This is a genomic window from Streptomyces sp. NPDC057253 (genome assembly GCF_042669125.1).
Lineage (GTDB): Bacteria > Actinomycetota > Actinomycetes > Streptomycetales > Streptomycetaceae > Streptomyces.
This window is the reverse complement of sequence record NZ_JBHUXV010000004.1, coordinates 37,554-55,592: the sequence shown is the minus strand read 5'-3', so window position 1 is coordinate 55,592 and position 18,039 is coordinate 37,554. Positions and strand designations below refer to the sequence as shown.

The window sequence follows — 18,039 nt, the reverse complement described above, 5'->3', positions numbered from 1 at the left end:
GCGCACGCGGACGAACGGGGTGGGTGTGGCACGCGTACTGGTCATCGGCGGCGGGGTCGCCGGCACGGCGGCGGCCCTGGCACTGCACAAGGCGGGCATCGAGGTCGCGGTGCACGAGGCGCATCCCGACGCGGCCGAGGACATCGGCGCGTTCCTCACCCTGGCGAGCAACGGCATGCGCGCGCTGGCCCAGGTGGACGCCTCCGAGGCGGTCACCGCGATCGGCTTCCCGCTGACCTCACTGCGGGTCCTGGACGACCGGGGCACCGAGGTGGCGCACGCGCCGATGGGCGAGGCCGCCGACCCGCTGCTGAACTACCGGTGCCTGCGCCGCGGCGACCTCAACACCGCGCTCCAGGCCGAGGCCGCCCGCCGCGGCATCCCCCTGCGGCACGGCGCCCGCCTCGCCTCCGTCGAGGACGGCCCCGACGGCGTCAGCGCGCACTTCACCGACGGCGCCAGCGCGAGCGGCGACCTGCTGATCGGCGCCGACGGCCTGAACTCCGCCGTGCGCCGGGCGGTCTCGCCCACCACCCGGCCGTTCCCTTCCGGCCAGTACGTCTTCTACGGCTACACGCGCGCCGCGGCGCCCTCGGGACCGGACGCGTGCATCACCATGGTCCGCGGCAGCGGGGCCGCGTTCGGCTACGCGGTGTCGCCCGACGGGGAGACGTACTGGTTCGCCCGGGTGACCGGAGATCCGCTGTCCGCCGCGGAGTTGGCGCAGGGCACGCCCGCCCACTGGCGCGAGCTGCTGCTGCCGCTGCTGCGCAAGGACGCCGGCCCGGCCGCGGACCTGGTCGCGGCGACCGGCGAGGACCTCATGGTCACCAACGCCACCGAGATCCCCACCGGCACGCCCTGGCGCTCCGGGCGGACCCTGCTCATCGGGGACGCGGCCCACGCGGCCTCCCCCGCAACCGGCCAGGGCGCCTCGATGGCGCTGGAGGACGCCGTCGTCCTCGCGAAGTCCCTGCGGGACGCGCCGGACCCGGACACCGCACTCGCCCTGTACGAGAAGCTCCGCCGCCCGCGTGTGGAGCACAACATCACCGTCAGCGGCAACATCTCCCGGGGCACCCACACCCCGTCCGGCGCGCCCAGGCCCGCCGTGGACGCGGGCCTCGTCCGGCTCCTGGACTGGCACACCGACCTCTGGGCCGAGCGGGGGGCCGCACGCGGCTGACGCCGTCAGTGGTCGACGGTCACCACGATCTTCCCGATCTGCGTCCCCGCCTCCAGATGGCGGTGCGCCGCCACGATGTCGTCCAGGGCGAACACCCGGTCCACGACCGGGGTGAAGGCCCCGCCGCTCAGCCCTGAGGAGACGAACGCCACCGCCCGGCGCAGCCGTTCGGGGTGGGCGGTCGTCTCGCGGGTGACGGTGTAGGTGCGCATGTTCAGCGCCGGCATGCCCAGGTCGAACCCCGGGTAGGGGGTGGGCTCGCCGCTGAGGGCGCCGTAGAGGAACAGCGTGCCGCCGGGGGCGACCGCCCGGGCCAGTTCGCGGACCCCGGGTCCGGCGACGGCGTCGAAGACGAGCTCGGCGCCCTGTCCGGCGGTCAGTTCGAGCACGCGTCCGGCGACGTCCTCCTCGTCGGTGACGATCACCTCGGCCGCGCCCGCCGCGAGGAGGGCGTCCCTCTTGGCGCGGCTCCGGGTGGTGGCGAGAGGCCTGGCACCGACGCGGCGGGCGACCTGGATCGCGGCCAGGCCGACGCTGCTGGAGGCGGCGGTGAGGACGACGGTGTCACCGGCCCGCATACCGCCGACGTCGACGAGGGCGCCGTACGCGGTGAGGTACGGCATCCACACGGCGGCGCCCGCGACGGCGTCGAGGCCCTCCGGGCGGTGCAGGACGGCGTGCGCGGGCACGATCGCGCGCTCGGCGTAGACCCCGTGGTCGTTCATGGAGAAGGCGGGGATCACGCTGACCGGTTGTCCCGCCGCGAACCCCGTCACCCGGGCGCCCACGGCCTCGACCACACCGGCGGCCTCGGTGCCGAGGCGGGCCGGGAACTCCTTGACCGGTTCGATGTAGTGGCCGCCGCGGAACAGCGCCTCCGCACGGTTGAGCCCGATCGCGTCCACGCGGACCAGCAGTTCGCCGGGGCCGGGTGCGCCGACCTCGACGTGCTCGATCCGCAGCACCTCCGGTCCGCCGAGTTCATGGAACAGCACGGTCCTGGTCATGGCGCATCCCCTCCCGTCGGACGGCGACGGCGACCCCGTTCGCCCGTCATCGACCCAACCGCACAGTACGATGACTGTCAAACTACGAGAGATGTCGAACTTCCTTGTGGGCGGCCGCCGTTCAGCGCGGCGGCCCGTCAGGGGAACAGCGCCTGGATGTCCGGCTTCTTGCCGCCGAAGATGCCGTCCCCCTCGCCGAGGGCGGCGAGCTTCTCCAGGGAGGCCGTGTCGACCTGGGGCGGCCAGGCGGGGAGGATGAGCCCGCTCAGCACATCGCCGCCGATCTTGGTGTAGGTGGTGAGGATCTGCCGGGCCTCGTCCGGGTGAGCGGTGGCGTACTCCAGCGACTCCGTCATCGCCTCGGTGAAGTTCTTCACCAGCGCCGGATCCTGCTGCACGATCTTCGCCGAGGTGAACCAGGTCGCCACCGTCAGCTTCGGGTCGGTCTCGGCGAAGGGCGAGGCGACGACCCGGGCCCCCTGCGCCTTGGCGACGGTCTGGGCCGGCTCCCCCATCCACGCGGCGTCCACGCGGCCGCCGTCCAGCGCGGCCGGCATCTGGTCGAAGGGGATCTCGACGAACTTCACCTTCGTCGGGTCACCGCCGGCCTTGCGCACCGACTCGCGGACCGTGGTGTCCCCGATGTTCTGGAGGGTGTTGACGGCCACGGTGCGCCCGGCGAGATCCTTCGCGGACCTGACGGGGCTGTCCTTCTTGACGAGGACGGCGGTGACGTCGGCCCCCACCTTGCCGTTGGACGCGGCCCCGTTGACCACCGACTTCACGGGAACGCCCTTGGTCTGCGCGAGCATCAGGGACGTGGTGTTGCTGAAGCCGAACTGGAACTGCCCGCTCACCACCCCGGGGATGATGGCCGCCCCGCCCTGCGCGGTGACCGTCTTCAGCTCGATCCCGCGCTCGGCGAAGAAGCCCTTCTTCTGCCCGAGATAGAGCGGCGCCACATCGACGATGGGGATGACCCCGACCGTCACCCGCGTCGTCTTCCCTGAGCCGCCCGCGGACGAGGCACCGCCGCTGCCGGAGTCCGACGATCCGCATCCGGCGGCACCCGCGAGGGTCATCACCGCAACGGCAAGTCCGAGCATGCGCCTTCGCATGGGGCCCTCCTGACGAGGCGGCAGACACCTCACGACCCGCCCATTGATGTTGTGCACATCATTGACGCCCGCAATGTACACGCCTACCTTCGCGGTGTCAGTCCCCCCGACCGCAGGAAAAACGGACTGCGCCAAGGAGCCCACGTCTCGTGATGCACCGCATCCGCACCCGTACGCTCGTCGCCGTCGCGGCCCTGCTGCTCGCCGCCCCGCTCGCCCCGGCCGCCCATGCCGCCGCCGAGGACGTCCATGCCGAGGGCCGGCTGCCCTCAGGAGCCACGTACCTCATGGACGTTCCCGCCGACTGGAACGGCACGGTCCTCCTCTACAGCCACGGCTACACACCGGCCGGCGTGCCCAACCCGGCGCGCAACGCGCCCGACGACACCACCAAGTCCCTTCTCCTGGACCAGGGGTACGCGCTCATCGGGTCCTCGTACGCGACCACCGGCTGGGCCGTCACCGAGGCCGTGCCCGACCAACTGGCCACCCTCGACGCCTTCACCGCCCGCTTCGGCCGTGCCGGACGCACCCTGGCCTGGGGCACCTCCTACGGCGGTCTCGTCACCACCGCCCTGGCGGAGCGTCACGCGTCCCGCCTGGCCGGTACGTTGTCGATGTGCGGGCTGGTGCAGGGCGGGGTCGCCAACTGGAACAGCACCCTGGACCCGGTCTTCGCCCTCAGGACACTCCTCGCCCCCGGCTCGGACATCCCCCTGACCCGGCTGCCGAGCCAGGCCGCCGCGACCGGGGCCGCCGACGCGATGACCGCCGTGCTCGCGGGGGCGCAGCAGACCGCCGGCGGACGGGCCCGCATCGCGCTCGCCGCGGCCCTGCACAACATCCCCGGCTGGAACGACCCGTCACAGCCCCGGCCCGCCCCCACCGACTGGGAAGCCCAGCAGACCGGGCAGTACCAGGCCGTCGTCGGGCTGGTGCGGCTCCCCGCCTTCGTCTGGCGCGAGGAGGCCGAGTCCCGGGCCGGCGGCTCCATGTCGTGGAACACCGGCATCGACTACCGGGCCCTGCTCCACCGCTCCCCCTACCTCAAGGAGGTCGAGGGGCTGTACGCGAAGGCGGGCCTGTCCCTGAGGTCCGACCTCAACGCCCTCGAAAAGGCCCCGCGCGTCCGCGCCGACGCCCAGGCGGTCCGGTGGATGAGCCGGACGAGCACCTTCACCGGGCGCCTCACCAAGCCCCAGCTGACCATCCACACCACCGGCGACGCGCTGATCCCGGTCCAGTCCGAGAGCGCCTACCGCCGGGCCGCCACGGCCGCGGGACCGGCACCCCTGCTGCGGCAGCGCTACGTCGACAACGCGGGCCACTGCACGTTCAGCCCGGGCGAGCAGATCGCCGCGCTGCACACCCTGGAGGACCGGATCACCACCGGCCGCTGGCGCGACAGCGATCCCGCAGCACTCAACTCCCGTGCTACGAAAGCCGATCCGGCCTCGGCGGCCCGCTACATCCCGTACGTGCCGGCGCGTTACCCCCGCCCCTACGACCGGTCCCATCCGTCCGACGGACACCGGTCACAGCCCTGACCGGGCCCTGCTCGACCGACGCGGTCCGCCGGGTCACGGCTCCGTGGTCTCGGATTCGAGCGAGGTCCGCGTCGCCGCGCCGTACACCCCCGACCCGTCCTGGAAGACGACACGCGTGACCTGGTAGGTGCTGACCGCGCTCTCGACCGTCCGGTCGAAGTCGCCGTCCGCCTCCCCGCCGTAGAGCCCGACCTGCTTCAGGCGGAGCTGGAGTTCGACGACCTCGGGCCCCTGGTCGCCGTAACGGAGCACCGGGGGCTGTCCGTTCGAGACGGTCGGGACCGGGGCCACGGTCGCGGTGGCGCTGGAGGGGGCGAGGGTCGGGGTGGGCGTGCCCGACGGGGTCGCGCTGTCGCTCGGGGCCGCGCTCGGCGAGGAGGAGGGCGACGCGGACGCGTCGGTCGACGTAGCCGTGGCAGACGGGGAGTTGACGGAAGGGCCGCTCGACGGTGACTCCTCCGGTACGCCGGCCCTTACACCGCCGGCCACCGAACTGTCGCGCGCGGGGCCGTCGTAGGAGAAGAGTCCGCCGAAGAACCCGCCGGTGACCAGGACGGCGACGACCGCCCCCGTCCCGGCGACGAACACCGTCCGCCGCCCGCGAGGGGCCGGTTCGGCATCGGCGGGGGACTCGACGGCCGGCTCCTCGTCAGGCGCCTTCACCGTCTCGCCCTCGGTGGCCAAGTCCCCGGAGAACACCGGCCGTTCGAGCTCGTCAGCCGACTTCGCGGGCTCCTCGCCGACTTCCACGAACGGCCGGATGCGTACCGGGTCGAAGTCCTCGGCGGCCGCCGCCTCGGCCGTACGGGACTCCAGGTGCGCCTCGGCGGCGCGGTGCGCGCACGTGCAGGAGGGAGTGCCGTCCGCAGCCCGGGGCGCCCCGCACTCAGGGCAGACGAGGACTGGTGGTTCACTCACGCGCGTTCCCTCTCCCTACGTTCTTCATATCGTAGACAGATATGCCGCGCGGAAATTCCACAACTCTTCTCGATCTGGACCCACGACATCCACAGGGGCGAGATTCAGCCACCGCGCTTGAAGCGGAGGTGAACGAACGCGGGCGGGAGGCCCCAACACCCCTTCAGAGGCGGGCGACTTGACGGAAGATGGATGCACGAGACGGCGACAACATGGGGTAACCGGCGGTAACTTCTGTCCCGCCCGCATCACTCCACCCGCGCCACTCCTTCAGGAGACACTCCCCATGCGCAGACTCCTCGCCTGTCTGGCGGCGGCCACCGCCGTCCTCGGCGGGCTCACCGCGGCCGCCCCGGCCGCCTCGGCCGCCGACTCGGGCAGCTTCAGCGTCCTCAGCTACAACGTGGCCGGCCTGCCCGAGGCCATCTCCAGCGCCCCGACCCCGCGCGAGCCGAGCACCACGGCGATCGGCCAGCGGATCGCGCCGTACGACATCGTCCATGTGGAGGAGGACTTCAACTACCACGCCTACCTCTACGCGGGCGACACCAACCACGCCTACCGCACCCCCACCAGCGGTGGCGCCGGCATCGGCAGCGGTCTCAACACCCTCTCGAAGATCCCCTACGACGTGGACGACTTCGAGCGCGTGCGGTGGAACTCCTGCCAGTACGACTCGGGTGACTGCCTGACCCCGAAGGGCTTCACCTTCATGCGTGAGCGCCTCGCCGAGGGTGTCTACGTCGACTTCTACAACCTGCACACCAACGCGGGCACCAACGACGGCGACCTCGCCTCGCGCGCGGACAACCTCAACCAGCTCACCGCGTTCATCAACAGCCACTCCAAGGGCAACGCGGTGGTCGTCATGGGCGACACCAACACCCGCTACACCCGCTCCGGCGACACCATCGCCGAGTTCGCCGCGGCCAACGGCCTGACCGACCCCTGGGTCCAGCTCGTCCGCGGCGGCACCCCGCCCGCCAAGGGCAGCGACGCCCTGGTCTGCGACCAGACCGGTCCCACCGTGCCCAACACCTGCGAGGTCGTCGACAAGGTCCTCTACCGGGGCAGCAAGCTCGTCTCCCTGAACGCGACGTCTTACAACAACGAGCACGCCAAGTTCCTCACCAGCGACGGGCTGATGCTCTCCGACCACGACCCGATCACGGTCGGCTTCACCTGGCAGCGCAACGCCGCCTACCAGCTCAGCGACCAGTTCGGCGGTCCGCACGGCGACTACTTCAACGACATCGCCGCCGTCCCCGCCGGCGCCCGCGCCACGACCATAGGGCTGCGGGCCGGGTCCCGGGTCGACCAGATGAGCCTGACCCTGACCGACGGCACCACGCTGACCCACGGCGGGACCGGCGGCACCGCCTCCTCCCTCACCCTCGGCAGCGGCGAGTACGTCACCGCCGCCCAGCTCTGCCAGGGGGCGAAGGACGGCCGCACCCGTATCTTCTACGCCAAGTTCACGACCAGCCTCGGCCGCACGCTGGCCGGCGGCACCACGACCTCGGACTGCGTGACCCGCACCGCGCCGACCGGCTGGCAGATCGCCGGCTTCCACGGCCGTACGGGCGACGAGGTCGACAAGATCGGCTTCATCTACACCCAGCGCTGAACCACCCGCCCCGGGGCGCTCGCCGGCGCCCCGGGTGCACTGGAACCACAGACGGGTTCACAGGAACCACAAAGGTGCGACCGGACGATTGACGCGCTCATGGCCAGGCCCTACTTTCTGATCGATTTCCCGAACTCCGTTCGAAATACCGGCCATTGGGATCCCCCTACGCCACCTCTGGGTGCCCCCGCACGCCACCTTGGAGAGACACGATGAGCGCACACCCCCACCTGTCCCGCCGCGGCCTCCTGGGCATGACCGCCGCCGTCCCCCTCACCCTGGCCCTCGGCGCGGGCACCGCGCACGCCGCCGACTCGGCGTACGCGATGGTCTACTTCACCGAGTCCACCAACCTCGGCGACGGCACCGACTACGGCCTCCACCTCGCCGTCAGCCCCGACGGGCTCAACTGGACACCGCTCAACCAGAACAACCCCCTGGTCACCCCCACCGCGGGCGCCCTCGGCCTGCGCGACCCGTTCCTGCTGCGCAAGCAGGACGGCACCTTCGTCGTGCTCGCCACCGACCTCAAGGGCACCGACTGGAGCTACAACAGCCAGTACATCCACGTCTGGGACTCCGCCGACCTGCGCACCTTCACCGGCTACCGGCGCCTGAAACTCCACGACATGACCACCCACAGCTGGGCGCCCGAGGCGTTCTGGGACGCGGGCCGGGGCCAGTACGCGGTCATCTACTCCTCGGTCAACAGCAGCGGCCACAACGTGATCATGGTGAACTACACCGGCGACTTCGTCACCGCCTCGGCCCCGCAGGTCTTCTTCGACCCCGGCTACGACGTCATCGACGGCGACATGGCCGTCGGCGTGAGCGGCTACAACTACCTCTTCTTCAAGAAGAACCAGACCCTGGTGTCCGCGCGTTCCACCTCGCTGAACCCGGGCAGCTTCACCGAGTTCAGCGCGGGCGTCGCCCACGGCGGCACCGAGGCCCCGACGGTCGTGAAGTCACTCACCAACGGGAACTGGTGGCTCTGGGGCGACACCTACACGCCCAACGGTGTGTTCTACGCCTGGCAGTCGAGCAGCCCGGCCACCGGCACCTGGACGGCGCTCGACCAGCGGACCTACACCCAGCCGGTCAACTCCAAGCACTGCGGCATCGCGACCATCACGGCGGCCGAGTACACCAACCTGCTCACCAGGTGGGGCGCGCCGGCCTGGAACCGGCTCAAGTCCTACAACTACCCGGCGCGTTACGTCCGGCACGCCGACTACGTGGGCCGGATCGACGAGTACCCGATCGAGCCGTACAAGGACTCCCTGTGGACCCTCGTCCCGGGTCTCGCCGACAGCTCCGGGGTCTCGTTCCGGTCGGTCAACTACCCCGACCGCTATCTGCGGCACTACAACTACCAGCTCCGGCTCGACGTCAACGACGGCACGTCGACCTTCGCCGGCGACGCCACCTTCTCCCGCACGGCGGGCCTCGCGGACGCGAGCTGGGCGTCCTTCCGTTCGTACAACAACCCGACCCGCTACCTCCGGCACGCCGACTACGTCCTGCGCATCGACCCGATCTCCACCGCCACGGACCAGCAGGACGCGACATTCCGAGTCGGTTACTGATTTCTCCGAAAAAGCCCCCCTGGCGGTCCGGGTTGTATACGCTCCAGACCTTCTTCACCAGACCTTCACAGGGGGGCTTTTCGATGCGCAGAGGACACATAGCCGCCGTCGCGGCCGCGGGCGCGCTGACCGCGCTGAGCGCGATCCCGGCCCATGCCACCGAGTACTCGTCGGCGCTCAAGATCAAGGGCATCCAGTACGACGCCCCGGGCCGGGACTCCAACAACTGCACCACCGGCAACACCGACGAGGAGTACCTGACGATCAAGAACTACTCGTCGACCGCGACCGTGAACCTCAAGGGCTACGTCGTCAAGGACGCGACCGGCAACAAGTTCACGTTCACCAGGAGCCACTCGCTCCAGCCCGGCGACTACGTGAAGCTGCGCGGCGGCCACGGCACCGACTCGGACGCGAAGAACGTCGTCTACCGCAACAACTGCAACTTCATGTGGAACAACCCCGGGGACACGATCTACCTCTACAAGCCCTCGGGCGCGCACGCCGACACCCACAAGTACACCAAGAGCGCCAACGACCCCGACGGCAACGGGTACATCACGTACCACGGCTGAGCAGGTCGCGTCCGCTCACGACGGTCAGCGCGGCGGTCAGTGCGACCAGGGCCGCCGCCTGGGTCAGGACCCCCACCCGCAGAGTGCCGGGCAGGTCGTCGAGCCACGGGTACACCGCGGTGATCCGCACCGCCAGGAGGAGCAGCCCCAGTGCCGCGAGGGCGGCGGCCTCTCCGGCGGCGGGGCCGCGGCTCCCGCTCCGGGCGCGGTACAGCAGCCAGGCGAGGGCCGCCACGAGATAGCAGGTGACGAGCGCCCAGGCGGTGTCGACCCCGTCGGGCAGGGCCACCACCGAGCCGCCCATCAGCACGCAGCAGGCGGCGAAGACCAGGCCGGGCGTGCCCGCGGGGAGGGCCGCCGAGGGCGCGTCGCGGTGGTGGGCCGCGCACAGGGCCAGCGCCGAGGACCACGCCAGGACGGCGGCCGCGACGACATAGGCGGAGTCCGAGGGCGCGAAACCGAGCGCCCACAGGTCGAACAGCGGCCAGAGCGTGGGCAGGGCCGCGACGAGCGCGGACACCTGGGCGAGACGGCGGCGGTCACGCAGCAGGGCGAAGTAGGCGACCGTCCACAGCAGCGGCCCGAACCACTGGACCACGGCTCCGACACCGGCCCACACACCGTGACCGGTGAAGCCGTCCGTGAACAGCTCCCACTGGCTGCCGCCGCGGGTGGACGCCCAGGTCAGCCCCAGCACCCGGTCGACCAGAGCGGAGGCCGCCTGGAGCAGTACGGCGAAGAGCGCGAAGAGACGGACGGCCGAGCCCAGCAGGGCGTACCGGCAGGGCGCACCGCCGGCGCCGAGCCTGGAGCGCACGGCCAGCGCGACGATGCTCGCCACCTCGCCGAGGGTGGGCCGGCTCTGGTCCTGGGTCTCCTGGTCGACGTCCCAGAGGTAGGTCTCGACCATCTCCTCCTCACGCTCACGCCGGTAGTAGGCGGGCAGCAGCCGCAGGACGGCGCGGTAGCGGGTCTCCAGCAGGGTCGTCATGCCAGACCTCCGGCGAGTCCGGGACCGGCGACGGGGCCGTCGGTCGTTCCGGAAGGACGCCCGGGGGTGCGCCCGGGGGTACGTCCCGGGGTGCGCCGCCCCTCGGCGATCCGCTGCTTCGCTGCGCTCGCCCCGGCGGCGAGCCGGTCCGCCTCCGCGGCCAGGGCCGCGGTGCCCTCGTCGGTGAGGCGGTAGTAGCGCCGCAGCCGGCCCTGCTGCACCTCCTCGCGGTCCAGCACGATCAGCGCGTCGGCGGTGAGCCGGTCCAGTACGCCGTAGAGGGTGCCGACGCGCATCTGCACGGCTCCCTCGGACAGTTCCTCGACCTCGCGCAGGATGCCGTAGCCGTGCCGCGGCTGATCGGCGAGGGCGGTCAGTACGAAGAACGCCGCCTGTGTCATGTTCCTCGGTGCCATGAACACGAATATATCGGCTCCCGATATATTCAGCGAGCCGAACGCCCGATCCGGTGGAAACGGCGAACAGGGCTCGCCCCAATGCGGATGGTGGGCGGGCCCTGTTCGAGAGGTCATTGTGGCGGGCCGACCGTGAACCGGGCACGAGTGAAAGGCGGTTGCTCGGTGTGGACCTTGTGCGCCCCGTGTGTGCGGGCACTGTCCGGCTGCCGGACCCCGCCTGGCCCGCACGGGCCCTCGGCGACGATACTTGGCGATGGCACGCACCACCCCCTCTCACAGATGGACCCATGTCAAGCACTCCCACGGCAGACTCCACGGCACCTTCCACCGTCTGGCTGGCCCGCGGCCGCCATCTCGGATCCGACGCGGCGGACGTCCTGCGCCGAAGTCTGGAGCGACTCAAGGAGAGCGCGGTCCTCGACGACTTCCAGGAACCGCCCGGGACCGGCGACACCCCGGAGCGGGTCTTCGAAGCCCGCTGGCGGGCCGGGGACGAGGTGACCGTCCGGGCCCGCCTCACGCTGTCCCCCGTCTCCAGCGGCAGCCAGGAGTGGGTGCTGGCGGCGGAGGCGGAACAGCCGTGGGACCTGCGCTGGCCCTCGCCCGCGACCATGTTCTGGCCCGAGAGCGACGACGTCTTCTGGGACCGGGACGACGCCACGGGGCTGCGCCTGCGGGATCTGAGCGTGCTGCCCGAGGAGGACAAGGACGTACGGCGGGTGCTGCGGCAGGCCGTGCGCGGCAGTTGGGCCGTGCATGTCGTCGTCCACGAGGCCATGACCCCGGGCCAGGGCGGCCGTCGCCCGCTGGCGGACATGCTGCCGCCGGGCCTGCGCCACCGGGTCGTCGAGCACCGGGCGCAGCCGCATCAGCTGCGCGTGCTGAACTGGGCCGTGAAGGACTTCGGCGTGGAGGTGCCGCGCGGCGGTGCCGTGGTGCTGCCCGGCACGCCGGTGCCGCCCGGCTACGAGGGCCGGGACTTCTCCGTACGCAATGTGTTCCTCGACGGCTCGGAGCCCACCGAGCTGATCGCGACCGTCACGCGCTACGCCTCGATGCCGAAGCCGCTGCCCGAGGGCGGCGAGGCGGCCGTGACCGCGCTGCGCGAGCAGTGGCAGCTGCTGACGCTGGAGGAGGAGCTCGAGCGTGAGCGCGCGCTGGTGGCGATGTACGCCGAGGCGCTGGAGGCCATGACCAAGTCCCGGGACCTGTACCGGGAGGCCGCCGAGCGGGCGAACGAGGCGCTGGCCATCTACCGCGAGAACGCCCCGGCGCCCGAGCCCCCGGCCGATCCGCCGACCGGCTCACCGTTGCACCAGCTCACGCGGACCTTCGGGCGCTGGAAGGACACGCTGCGGCCGACGGGCCGCGACGAGGACCCGGACGAGCGGGTCGGCTGAGGAGCGGGAAGCGGCCGCTCCGGCGCCGAGAGCGGGTTGGCCGAAGAGCGACGAGCGGCCCGCGTCGGCGCCCAGCGCGGATCAGCTGAAGAGCGGGAAACGGTTCGCGTCGGCGCCCAGCGTGAGGCGGTCGGTGTCCGTCAGGGGCGTGCGTCCGGTGCCCGCGCGGGCGTAGTGCTCGTCGCTCCAGTCGAGCGTCAGGGGCCGGCCGAGGAGCCCGTCGAGGGTGGCCCGTACCGCGGCCAGTCCTGCGGGGGCCGGGCCGGGCGCGTCCGGCAGTTCGGTGACGAGGTCCAGGTGGTGGACGGTGGCCTCGACGGCGAGGGTGGACACCAGGTCGGCGGCGGTCAGGACATGGCCCTGGGTACGGACCAGCAGCTCCGCCGGGGTGTCCGCCGCAGCCCGCACCGTGGCCGCGGTGGTCTCCAGGTACAGCTCGCGCAGCTCGCGGAAGTCGAGGAACATGCTGGCGCTCACCCGGTTCCAGCGCCGCCCGTTCGCCGCGCCCACGGGGTTCGGCGCCCAGTCCCGCCAGTAGGTCACGGCGTCCCGGTCGGGCGGCCCGGCCGCGGGCGTGTGCAGTGCGACCAGGGCGCGCTGGGCGTCCCCGGCGCAGTGGAAGACCAGGTCCCGGACGGCCCAGCCGGTACAGCCGGTGGGCCGCCAGGACTCCTCGTCGCCCAGGGGGCGTACGACGGCGGCGAAGGCCTCGTAGGCGGCACGCAGTACGTCGGCGTTCATGCACGCCAGCCTAGGCAGGATGCTCTTCCGGGAGACGGGAGGTGTCAGAGCGCCGACTGTGGATACGCGGTGGGGACGGCACCTCGGCCCGGCCGGAAGGACACCGTCATCATGAGCGGCGAGAACGACGACAGCGCCACCTGCTCGGAGACGACACTCACGGTCAACGGCAAACCCCACACCGTCCTCGTCGACCACCGGCGCGTCCTGCTCGACGTGCTGCGTGAGGACCTGGAGCTGTGGGGTGCCCGCAAGGGCTGCGACCACGGCCAGTGCGGCGCCTGCACGGTCCTGGTGGACGGACGCCGCGTCAACAGCTGCCTGCTGCTCGCGGTCGCCCTGGACGGCAGCGAGGTCCGCACCGTCGAGGGCCTCGCCGGCGACGGGGAGGACCTGCATCCCCTGCAACAGGCCTTCCTGGACCGCGACGCCTTCCAGTGCGGCTACTGCACCCCCGGCCAGCTCTGCTCGGCGCTCGGCATGCTCGACGAGGCCGCCGCGGGCCACCCCTCGCGCGTCACCGGCGAGACCCCCGCCGGCACTCCGGTACCGCTGGACCGGGACGAGATCCGCGAGCGGCTCAACGGCAACCTGTGCCGCTGCGGCGCCTATCCCCGCATCGTCGACGCGGTCGAGGACGTGATCCGGTGAAGACCTTCGACTACGTACGGGCCACCAGCCCCGAACAGGCGGCCGAACTCTTCGCCGCCCGCCCCGGCGCCCGCTATCTCGGCGGCGGCACCAACCTGGTCGACCTGATGAAACTCGGCGTGGAACGACCCGACGCGCTGGTCGACGTCAGCCGCCTGCCCCTGGACCAGGTCGAGGAGCTGCCCGACGGTTCACTGCGCGTCGGTGCCACGGTCCGCAACAGCGACCTCGCCGCCCATCCGGCCGTGCGCGAGCGCTACCCCGTGCTGTCCCAGGCCCTGCTCGCGGGCGCCTCGGGGCAGTTGCGCAACGCGGCCACCACGGGCGGCAACCTGCTCCAGCGCACCCGCTGCCCCTACTTCCAGGACGTCTCCAAACCCTGCAACAAGCGGGCCCCGGGCAGTGGTTGCGGCGCACGCGAGGGCGTGCACCGGGACCACGCGGTGCTCGGCCACTCCCCGCACTGCATCGCCACCCACCCCTCCGACATGGCGGTCGCGCTCGCCGCGCTGGACGCCCGTGTCGAGTTGTACGGCACCGAGGGCGCCCGGAGCGTGCCCGTGGCCGACTTCCACCGGCTGCCCGGGAGCCATCCGGAGCGGGACACCGAGATCCTGCCGGGCGAGCTCGTCACCGGGGTGCTGCTGCCGGTGACCGGTGCCGGGCTGCCGTCCGCCTATCGCAAGGCCAGGGACCGGGCGTCGTTCTCCTTCGCGCTCGCCTCGGTGGCCGCCGTGGTGCGGGTGACGGACGGGGTGGTCGACCATGCCGGGATCGCCTTCGGCGCGCTCGCCCACCGACCGTGGCGGGCCCGCCGGGCCGAGCAGGCGCTGGTGGGCGCCGCGCCCACGGCGGCCGCGTTCGAGCACGCGGTCGACCTGGAGCTCGCCGCCGCCGAACCGCTGCGGGACAACGCCTACAAGGTCCCGCTGGCGCGCTCGCTCGCCCTGGACGTCCTGACCCGGCTCACCGCGGCCGCCAGGACCTGAGGAGGACGCCATGGACGCCACCGCCCCGGCCACGACCGCCCCAGCCTCCTCGCCCGCGCTGGGCGCTTCCGTAGAGCGCCGCGAAGGGCGCGAGAAGGTCACCGGCACCGCCCGCTACGCGGCCGAACAGCCCTGTCCCGGCCGTACCCACGCCTGGCCGGTGCCCGCCACGATCGCCCGGGGACGGATCACCGGCATCGACACCTCGGCCGCCCTGGAGGTGCCCGGGGTCCTGGCCGTGCTCACCCACGAGAACGCGCCGGAACTGTCCGAGCCGGACGACGCCACGCTCGCCGTGCTGCGCGACTCCCGTGTCCCGCACCGCGGTTGGTTCGTCGCCCTGGTGGTGGCCGAGACCCTGGAGGCCGCCCGCGCGGGTGCCGCCGCCGTCCGCGTCGACTACTCCGTGGAGGACCACGACGTCACCCTGACCGTCACCCACCCGGACGGGTACGCGCCCGAGCAGGCCAACGACGGCTACCCGGGGACCCGTGAACTCGGCGACCCCGACGGCGCGTTCGCCTCCGCCCCGGTCCGGATCGACGCCGACTACCGGGTGCCGCCGCTGCACAACCACCCGATGGAACCGCACGCGACGACGGCCCAGTGGCACGACGGGCGGCTCACGGTGCACACCTCCACCCAGGGCGCCACGACCGTACGCACCGTCCTGGCCGGCCTGTTCGGCATCCCGGAGGATCACGTCGCCGTCCACGCCGAGCACGTGGGCGGCGGTTTCGGCTCCAAGGGCACGCCCCGCCCGGACGTGGTGCTCGCCGCGATGGCGGCCCGGCACACCGGACGGCCGGTCACCCTGGCACTCCCCCGCCGCCTCATGCCCGCCGTCGTCGGACACCGCGCCCCCACCCTGCACCGGCTGCGCCTCGGGGCCCACCCCGATGGACGGCTCACCTCCCTGATTCACGAGGTCACCACCCACACCTCGCGCGTCAGGGAGTTCGTGGAACAGGCCGCGGTGCCCGCGCGCGTGATGTACGCCGCCCCCGACTCCCGTACGGCACACCGCGTGGCGCCCCTCGACGTGCCCACCCCGTCCTGGATGCGGGCCCCCGGCGAGGCTCCCGGCATGTACGCCCTGGAGTCCGCGATGGACGAACTGGCCGTCGAACTCGGCATGGATCCGGTGGAGTTCAGGATCGTCAACGAACCGGACACCGAGCCCGACAGCGGCAAGCCCTTCAGCAGCAGGCATCTGGTGGAGTGTCTGCGCGAGGGCGCCCGGCGCTTCGGCTGGGCCGAACGGGACCCGCGACCGCGCTCCCGCACCGAGGGCCCGCTGCTGGTGGGCTCGGGGGTGGCGGCCGCCACGTATCCCGTGCTGGTCCATCCGTCCACGGCGGTGGCGCGGGCACTGCCCGACGGGACCTTCGTGGTGGGGATCAACGCCGCCGACATCGGCACGGGTGCCCGGACCGTCCTCGCGCAGATCGCCGCGGACGCGCTCGGCGTGCCCGTGGACCGGGTGCGGACCGAGGTGGGCAGCACCGATCTGCCCGCCGCGTCGCTGGCCGGGGGCTCGTCGGGCACGGCGTCCTGGGGCTGGGCGGTGCACGAGGCGTGCGCCCGGCTCGCGGAGCGCCTCACCGAGGCGCCCTTGCCGGCGGAGGGGATCGAGGTCCGTGCCGACACCGAGGGCCGCGCCGACGCCGACAGCCCCTACGCCCGGCACGCCTTCGGCGCGCACTTCGCGGAAGTCACCGTCGACACGGTCACCGGGGAGACCCGGGTGCGCCGGCTGCTGGGGGTGTACGCCGCCGGGCACATCCTCAACTCCCGCACCGCGCGCTCCCAGTTCGTCGGCGCGATGACCATGGGGCTCGGCATGGCCCTCACCGAGGGCAGCACGATGGACGCCGCGTTCGGCGACTTCACCGAGTCGGACCTGGCTTCGTACCACGTGCCCACGCACGCCGACGTGCCCGACATCGAGGCGCACTGGATCAACGAGGACGACACCCACCTCAACCCCATGGGCAGCAAGGGCGTCGGCGAGATCGGCATCGTGGGGACGGCGGCCGCGATCGGCAACGCCGTCTTCCACGCCACGGGCACCCGCATGCGCGAGCTGCCCCTCACACCGGACCGCGTGCTCGGCGGGGTTCGGGAGAGGGGCGGCTCATAGCGGGACAGCGGGCTCAGAAGGGCTCACAGCTCCTGCGAGCTGCCTCAGCGTCGACTCGCGAGACCCGGGCAACCGCCGACCACCGTCCGCTACGGCGTCAGCGGCGCATCCGCCGTCTCCCGGACCGGCCGCTCCGGCAACCGCCGTTCCGGCAGCGCCCTCTCCGGCCGGGCCGGCACCGCCAGTTGCGCCACGAGCGCGGCCAGCGCCGCCAGGGACGCGCACACCGCCGCCGTACCGGCGAGCCACGCCGGGGCGAGCGGGAGCTCCAGCGCCTGGGACAGGCCCGCCGAGCGGAGCCGACCGTCGAGGAGCCGGCCCGCGGCCACACCGGCCGGCAGGACCACCGCCAGGGCGAGCAGGGGGACGACGGGCCGCAGGGCCAACAGGAGAGCCAGGACGGCACACAGGACCGAGACGCCGAGGGCGAACCCGTACACCGGCAGCGACGCCCCGTCCCGGTGCGCCGGGAAGCAGAGCACACCGCACACCAGCAGGAAAAGGGCGGCGAGCCGGCCGGGCCAGGCCGGAGTCCGCGCGGCCCGCCGAGGCGTGGGCGGATGCGGCGGCGGCGCCGGGAAGACGCCCGGGCCCGGGACCTCGTACTCCGGTGGCGACCCCGGTGACAGGAACGGTCCGGACGGTTCGTACGCCGGCTGCGGGGGCCGGTCCTGCGCCAGCCGGCCGATCAGCTCGACGAGTTCCTCCACGGGCCGTCCGGTCGCGGCCGCCCGCACCGCCTCCTGTCCGCAGTGGGGTTGCAGTTCGGAGCGGTTGAGCAGGGCCACCAGGCGGGTCACGTCCTCCACGGGACGGGACTCGGCGGCGGCCCGGATCGCCTCGTCGGCGCTGTCCGGGTCGCGGGGCGGCCGGGTGAGCAGGGCGACGAGCCGGGTGACGTCGTCCACGGACCGGTCCACGCCGACGGCACGCAGGGCCGCGACCGTGGCCTGCGCGTACTGGGGCGACTGTTCCATCAGGGTGATGAGGTGGACGACGTCCTCCAGGGGACGGTCGGCCACGGCGGCACGCACCAGGTCGCCGACGGTGTCGCCGTACGCCGTCTCGATCGGTATGGCGGGTTCGTTCGGGTGGGCTGCTGACGGGCCGGTGGTCATGCTTCTGCTCCAGACACAGG

The 18,039-nt window shown here is 72.5% G+C and carries 16 protein-coding genes; 9 read left to right on the top strand and 7 right to left on the bottom strand.

Annotated features, from left to right (window positions below):
* Nucleotides 1–25: 25 nt before the first annotated feature.
* Nucleotides 26–1,186 carry an FAD-dependent oxidoreductase gene (locus ACFULQ_RS03345; protein ID WP_383537456.1) on the top strand — a complete coding sequence of 387 codons (1,161 nt, stop codon included), beginning with the start codon at nt 26–28 and terminating at the stop codon, nt 1,184–1,186.
* Nucleotides 1,187–1,191: 5 nt separating this feature from the next.
* Here the strand turns inward: ACFULQ_RS03345 and ACFULQ_RS03340 are convergent, their stop codons facing one another.
* Together ACFULQ_RS03340 and ACFULQ_RS03335 are read right to left on the bottom strand one after the other, a co-directional pair.
* The gene (locus tag ACFULQ_RS03340) at nt 1,192–2,193 is read right to left on the bottom strand and encodes a zinc-dependent alcohol dehydrogenase family protein (protein WP_383537454.1); all 1,002 of its coding nucleotides are present in this window, start codon (nt 2,191–2,193) and stop codon (nt 1,192–1,194) included.
* Nucleotides 2,194–2,330: 137 nt separating this feature from the next.
* Nucleotides 2,331–3,311 carry an ABC transporter substrate-binding protein gene (locus tag ACFULQ_RS03335; protein ID WP_383537451.1) on the bottom strand — a complete coding sequence of 327 codons (981 nt, stop codon included), beginning with the start codon at nt 3,309–3,311 and terminating at the stop codon, nt 2,331–2,333.
* 152 nt (nt 3,312–3,463) lie between these two features.
* Here ACFULQ_RS03335 and ACFULQ_RS03330 point away from each other — a divergent pair, with 152 nt between their 5' ends.
* Nucleotides 3,464–4,858, top strand: coding sequence for an alpha/beta hydrolase family protein (locus tag ACFULQ_RS03330; RefSeq protein WP_383537720.1), 1,395 nt, complete (start codon nt 3,464–3,466; stop codon nt 4,856–4,858).
* A gap of 33 nt (nt 4,859–4,891) precedes the next feature.
* Here the strand turns inward: ACFULQ_RS03330 and ACFULQ_RS03325 are convergent, their stop codons facing one another.
* Nucleotides 4,892–5,776: a peptidoglycan-binding protein gene (locus ACFULQ_RS03325; protein WP_383537449.1), complete on the bottom strand. Its 885-nt coding sequence runs from the start codon at nt 5,774–5,776 to the stop codon at nt 4,892–4,894.
* A gap of 286 nt (nt 5,777–6,062) precedes the next feature.
* Here ACFULQ_RS03325 and ACFULQ_RS03320 point away from each other — a divergent pair, with 286 nt between their 5' ends.
* From ACFULQ_RS03320 to ACFULQ_RS03310, 3 genes are all read left to right on the top strand, one after another.
* The gene (locus ACFULQ_RS03320) at nt 6,063–7,403 is read left to right on the top strand and encodes a jacalin-like lectin (RefSeq protein ID WP_383537446.1); all 1,341 of its coding nucleotides are present in this window, start codon (nt 6,063–6,065) and stop codon (nt 7,401–7,403) included.
* A gap of 212 nt (nt 7,404–7,615) precedes the next feature.
* Nucleotides 7,616–8,992: a glycoside hydrolase family 43 protein gene (locus ACFULQ_RS03315; protein ID WP_383537443.1), complete on the top strand. Its 1,377-nt coding sequence runs from the start codon at nt 7,616–7,618 to the stop codon at nt 8,990–8,992.
* A gap of 83 nt (nt 8,993–9,075) precedes the next feature.
* A complete protein-coding gene (locus tag ACFULQ_RS03310) occupies nt 9,076–9,567 on the top strand; it encodes a lamin tail domain-containing protein (protein WP_383537440.1) in 492 nt (163 codons plus the stop codon).
* On the opposite strand, the gene ACFULQ_RS03305 is transcribed toward ACFULQ_RS03310, so the two are convergent.
* Nucleotides 9,551–10,558 carry a hypothetical protein gene (locus ACFULQ_RS03305; protein WP_383537438.1) on the bottom strand — a complete coding sequence of 336 codons (1,008 nt, stop codon included), beginning with the start codon at nt 10,556–10,558 and terminating at the stop codon, nt 9,551–9,553. The genes ACFULQ_RS03310 and ACFULQ_RS03305 overlap by 17 nt on opposite strands.
* Complete coding sequence (locus ACFULQ_RS03300; RefSeq protein WP_383537718.1) at nt 10,555–10,959, bottom strand: PadR family transcriptional regulator; 405 nt, start codon at nt 10,957–10,959, stop codon at nt 10,555–10,557. The genes ACFULQ_RS03305 and ACFULQ_RS03300 overlap by 4 nt, the downstream gene beginning before the upstream one ends.
* Before the next feature lie 305 nt (nt 10,960–11,264).
* Between ACFULQ_RS03300 and ACFULQ_RS03295 the strand changes: the two genes are divergently transcribed.
* Entirely contained in the window at nt 11,265–12,377 is a 1,113-nt protein-coding gene (locus ACFULQ_RS03295; RefSeq protein ID WP_383537435.1) for a hypothetical protein, read from the top strand.
* Nucleotides 12,378–12,458: 81 nt separating this feature from the next.
* Here the strand turns inward: ACFULQ_RS03295 and ACFULQ_RS03290 are convergent, their stop codons facing one another.
* Nucleotides 12,459–13,118: a maleylpyruvate isomerase N-terminal domain-containing protein gene (locus ACFULQ_RS03290; RefSeq protein ID WP_383537433.1), complete on the bottom strand. Its 660-nt coding sequence runs from the start codon at nt 13,116–13,118 to the stop codon at nt 12,459–12,461.
* Nucleotides 13,119–13,229: 111 nt separating this feature from the next.
* On the opposite strand from ACFULQ_RS03290, the gene ACFULQ_RS03285 reads away from it, so the two are divergent.
* From ACFULQ_RS03285 to ACFULQ_RS03275, 3 genes are read left to right on the top strand one after another with little or no spacing between them, the layout of a single operon-like run.
* Complete coding sequence (locus ACFULQ_RS03285) at nt 13,230–13,769, top strand: (2Fe-2S)-binding protein (protein WP_383537430.1); 540 nt, start codon at nt 13,230–13,232, stop codon at nt 13,767–13,769.
* Complete coding sequence (locus ACFULQ_RS03280) at nt 13,766–14,758, top strand: FAD binding domain-containing protein (RefSeq protein WP_383537427.1); 993 nt, start codon at nt 13,766–13,768, stop codon at nt 14,756–14,758. The genes ACFULQ_RS03285 and ACFULQ_RS03280 overlap by 4 nt, the downstream gene beginning before the upstream one ends.
* 10 nt (nt 14,759–14,768) lie before the next feature.
* Nucleotides 14,769–16,901, top strand: coding sequence for a xanthine dehydrogenase family protein molybdopterin-binding subunit (locus tag ACFULQ_RS03275; protein ID WP_383537425.1), 2,133 nt, complete (start codon nt 14,769–14,771; stop codon nt 16,899–16,901).
* Nucleotides 16,902–16,990: 89 nt separating this feature from the next.
* On the opposite strand, the gene ACFULQ_RS03270 is transcribed toward ACFULQ_RS03275, so the two are convergent.
* Nucleotides 16,991–18,019 (bottom strand): hypothetical protein, encoded by a 1,029-nt coding sequence (locus tag ACFULQ_RS03270; protein WP_383537422.1) that lies wholly within the window; start codon nt 18,017–18,019, stop codon nt 16,991–16,993.
* Nucleotides 18,020–18,039: the final 20 nt, after the last annotated feature.

Coding starts and splice junctions, on each gene's coding strand:
- ACFULQ_RS03295 (WP_383537435.1), top strand. CDS start 11,265: ATGTCAAGCACTCCCACGGCAGACTCCACGGCACCTTCCACCGTCTGG.
- ACFULQ_RS03330 (WP_383537720.1), top strand. CDS start 3,464: ATGCACCGCATCCGCACCCGTACGCTCGTCGCCGTCGCGGCCCTGCTG.
- ACFULQ_RS03340 (WP_383537454.1), bottom strand. CDS start 2,193: ATGACCAGGACCGTGCTGTTCCATGAACTCGGCGGACCGGAGGTGCTG.
- ACFULQ_RS03300 (WP_383537718.1), bottom strand. CDS start 10,959: ATGACACAGGCGGCGTTCTTCGTACTGACCGCCCTCGCCGATCAGCCG.
- ACFULQ_RS03310 (WP_383537440.1), top strand. CDS start 9,076: ATGCGCAGAGGACACATAGCCGCCGTCGCGGCCGCGGGCGCGCTGACC.
- ACFULQ_RS03320 (WP_383537446.1), top strand. CDS start 6,063: ATGCGCAGACTCCTCGCCTGTCTGGCGGCGGCCACCGCCGTCCTCGGC.
- ACFULQ_RS03290 (WP_383537433.1), bottom strand. CDS start 13,118: ATGAACGCCGACGTACTGCGTGCCGCCTACGAGGCCTTCGCCGCCGTC.
- ACFULQ_RS03270 (WP_383537422.1), bottom strand. CDS start 18,019: ATGACCACCGGCCCGTCAGCAGCCCACCCGAACGAACCCGCCATACCG.
- ACFULQ_RS03305 (WP_383537438.1), bottom strand. CDS start 10,558: ATGACGACCCTGCTGGAGACCCGCTACCGCGCCGTCCTGCGGCTGCTG.
- ACFULQ_RS03285 (WP_383537430.1), top strand. CDS start 13,230: ATGAGCGGCGAGAACGACGACAGCGCCACCTGCTCGGAGACGACACTC.
- ACFULQ_RS03275 (WP_383537425.1), top strand. CDS start 14,769: ATGGACGCCACCGCCCCGGCCACGACCGCCCCAGCCTCCTCGCCCGCG.
- ACFULQ_RS03335 (WP_383537451.1), bottom strand. CDS start 3,311: ATGCGAAGGCGCATGCTCGGACTTGCCGTTGCGGTGATGACCCTCGCG.
- ACFULQ_RS03315 (WP_383537443.1), top strand. CDS start 7,616: ATGAGCGCACACCCCCACCTGTCCCGCCGCGGCCTCCTGGGCATGACC.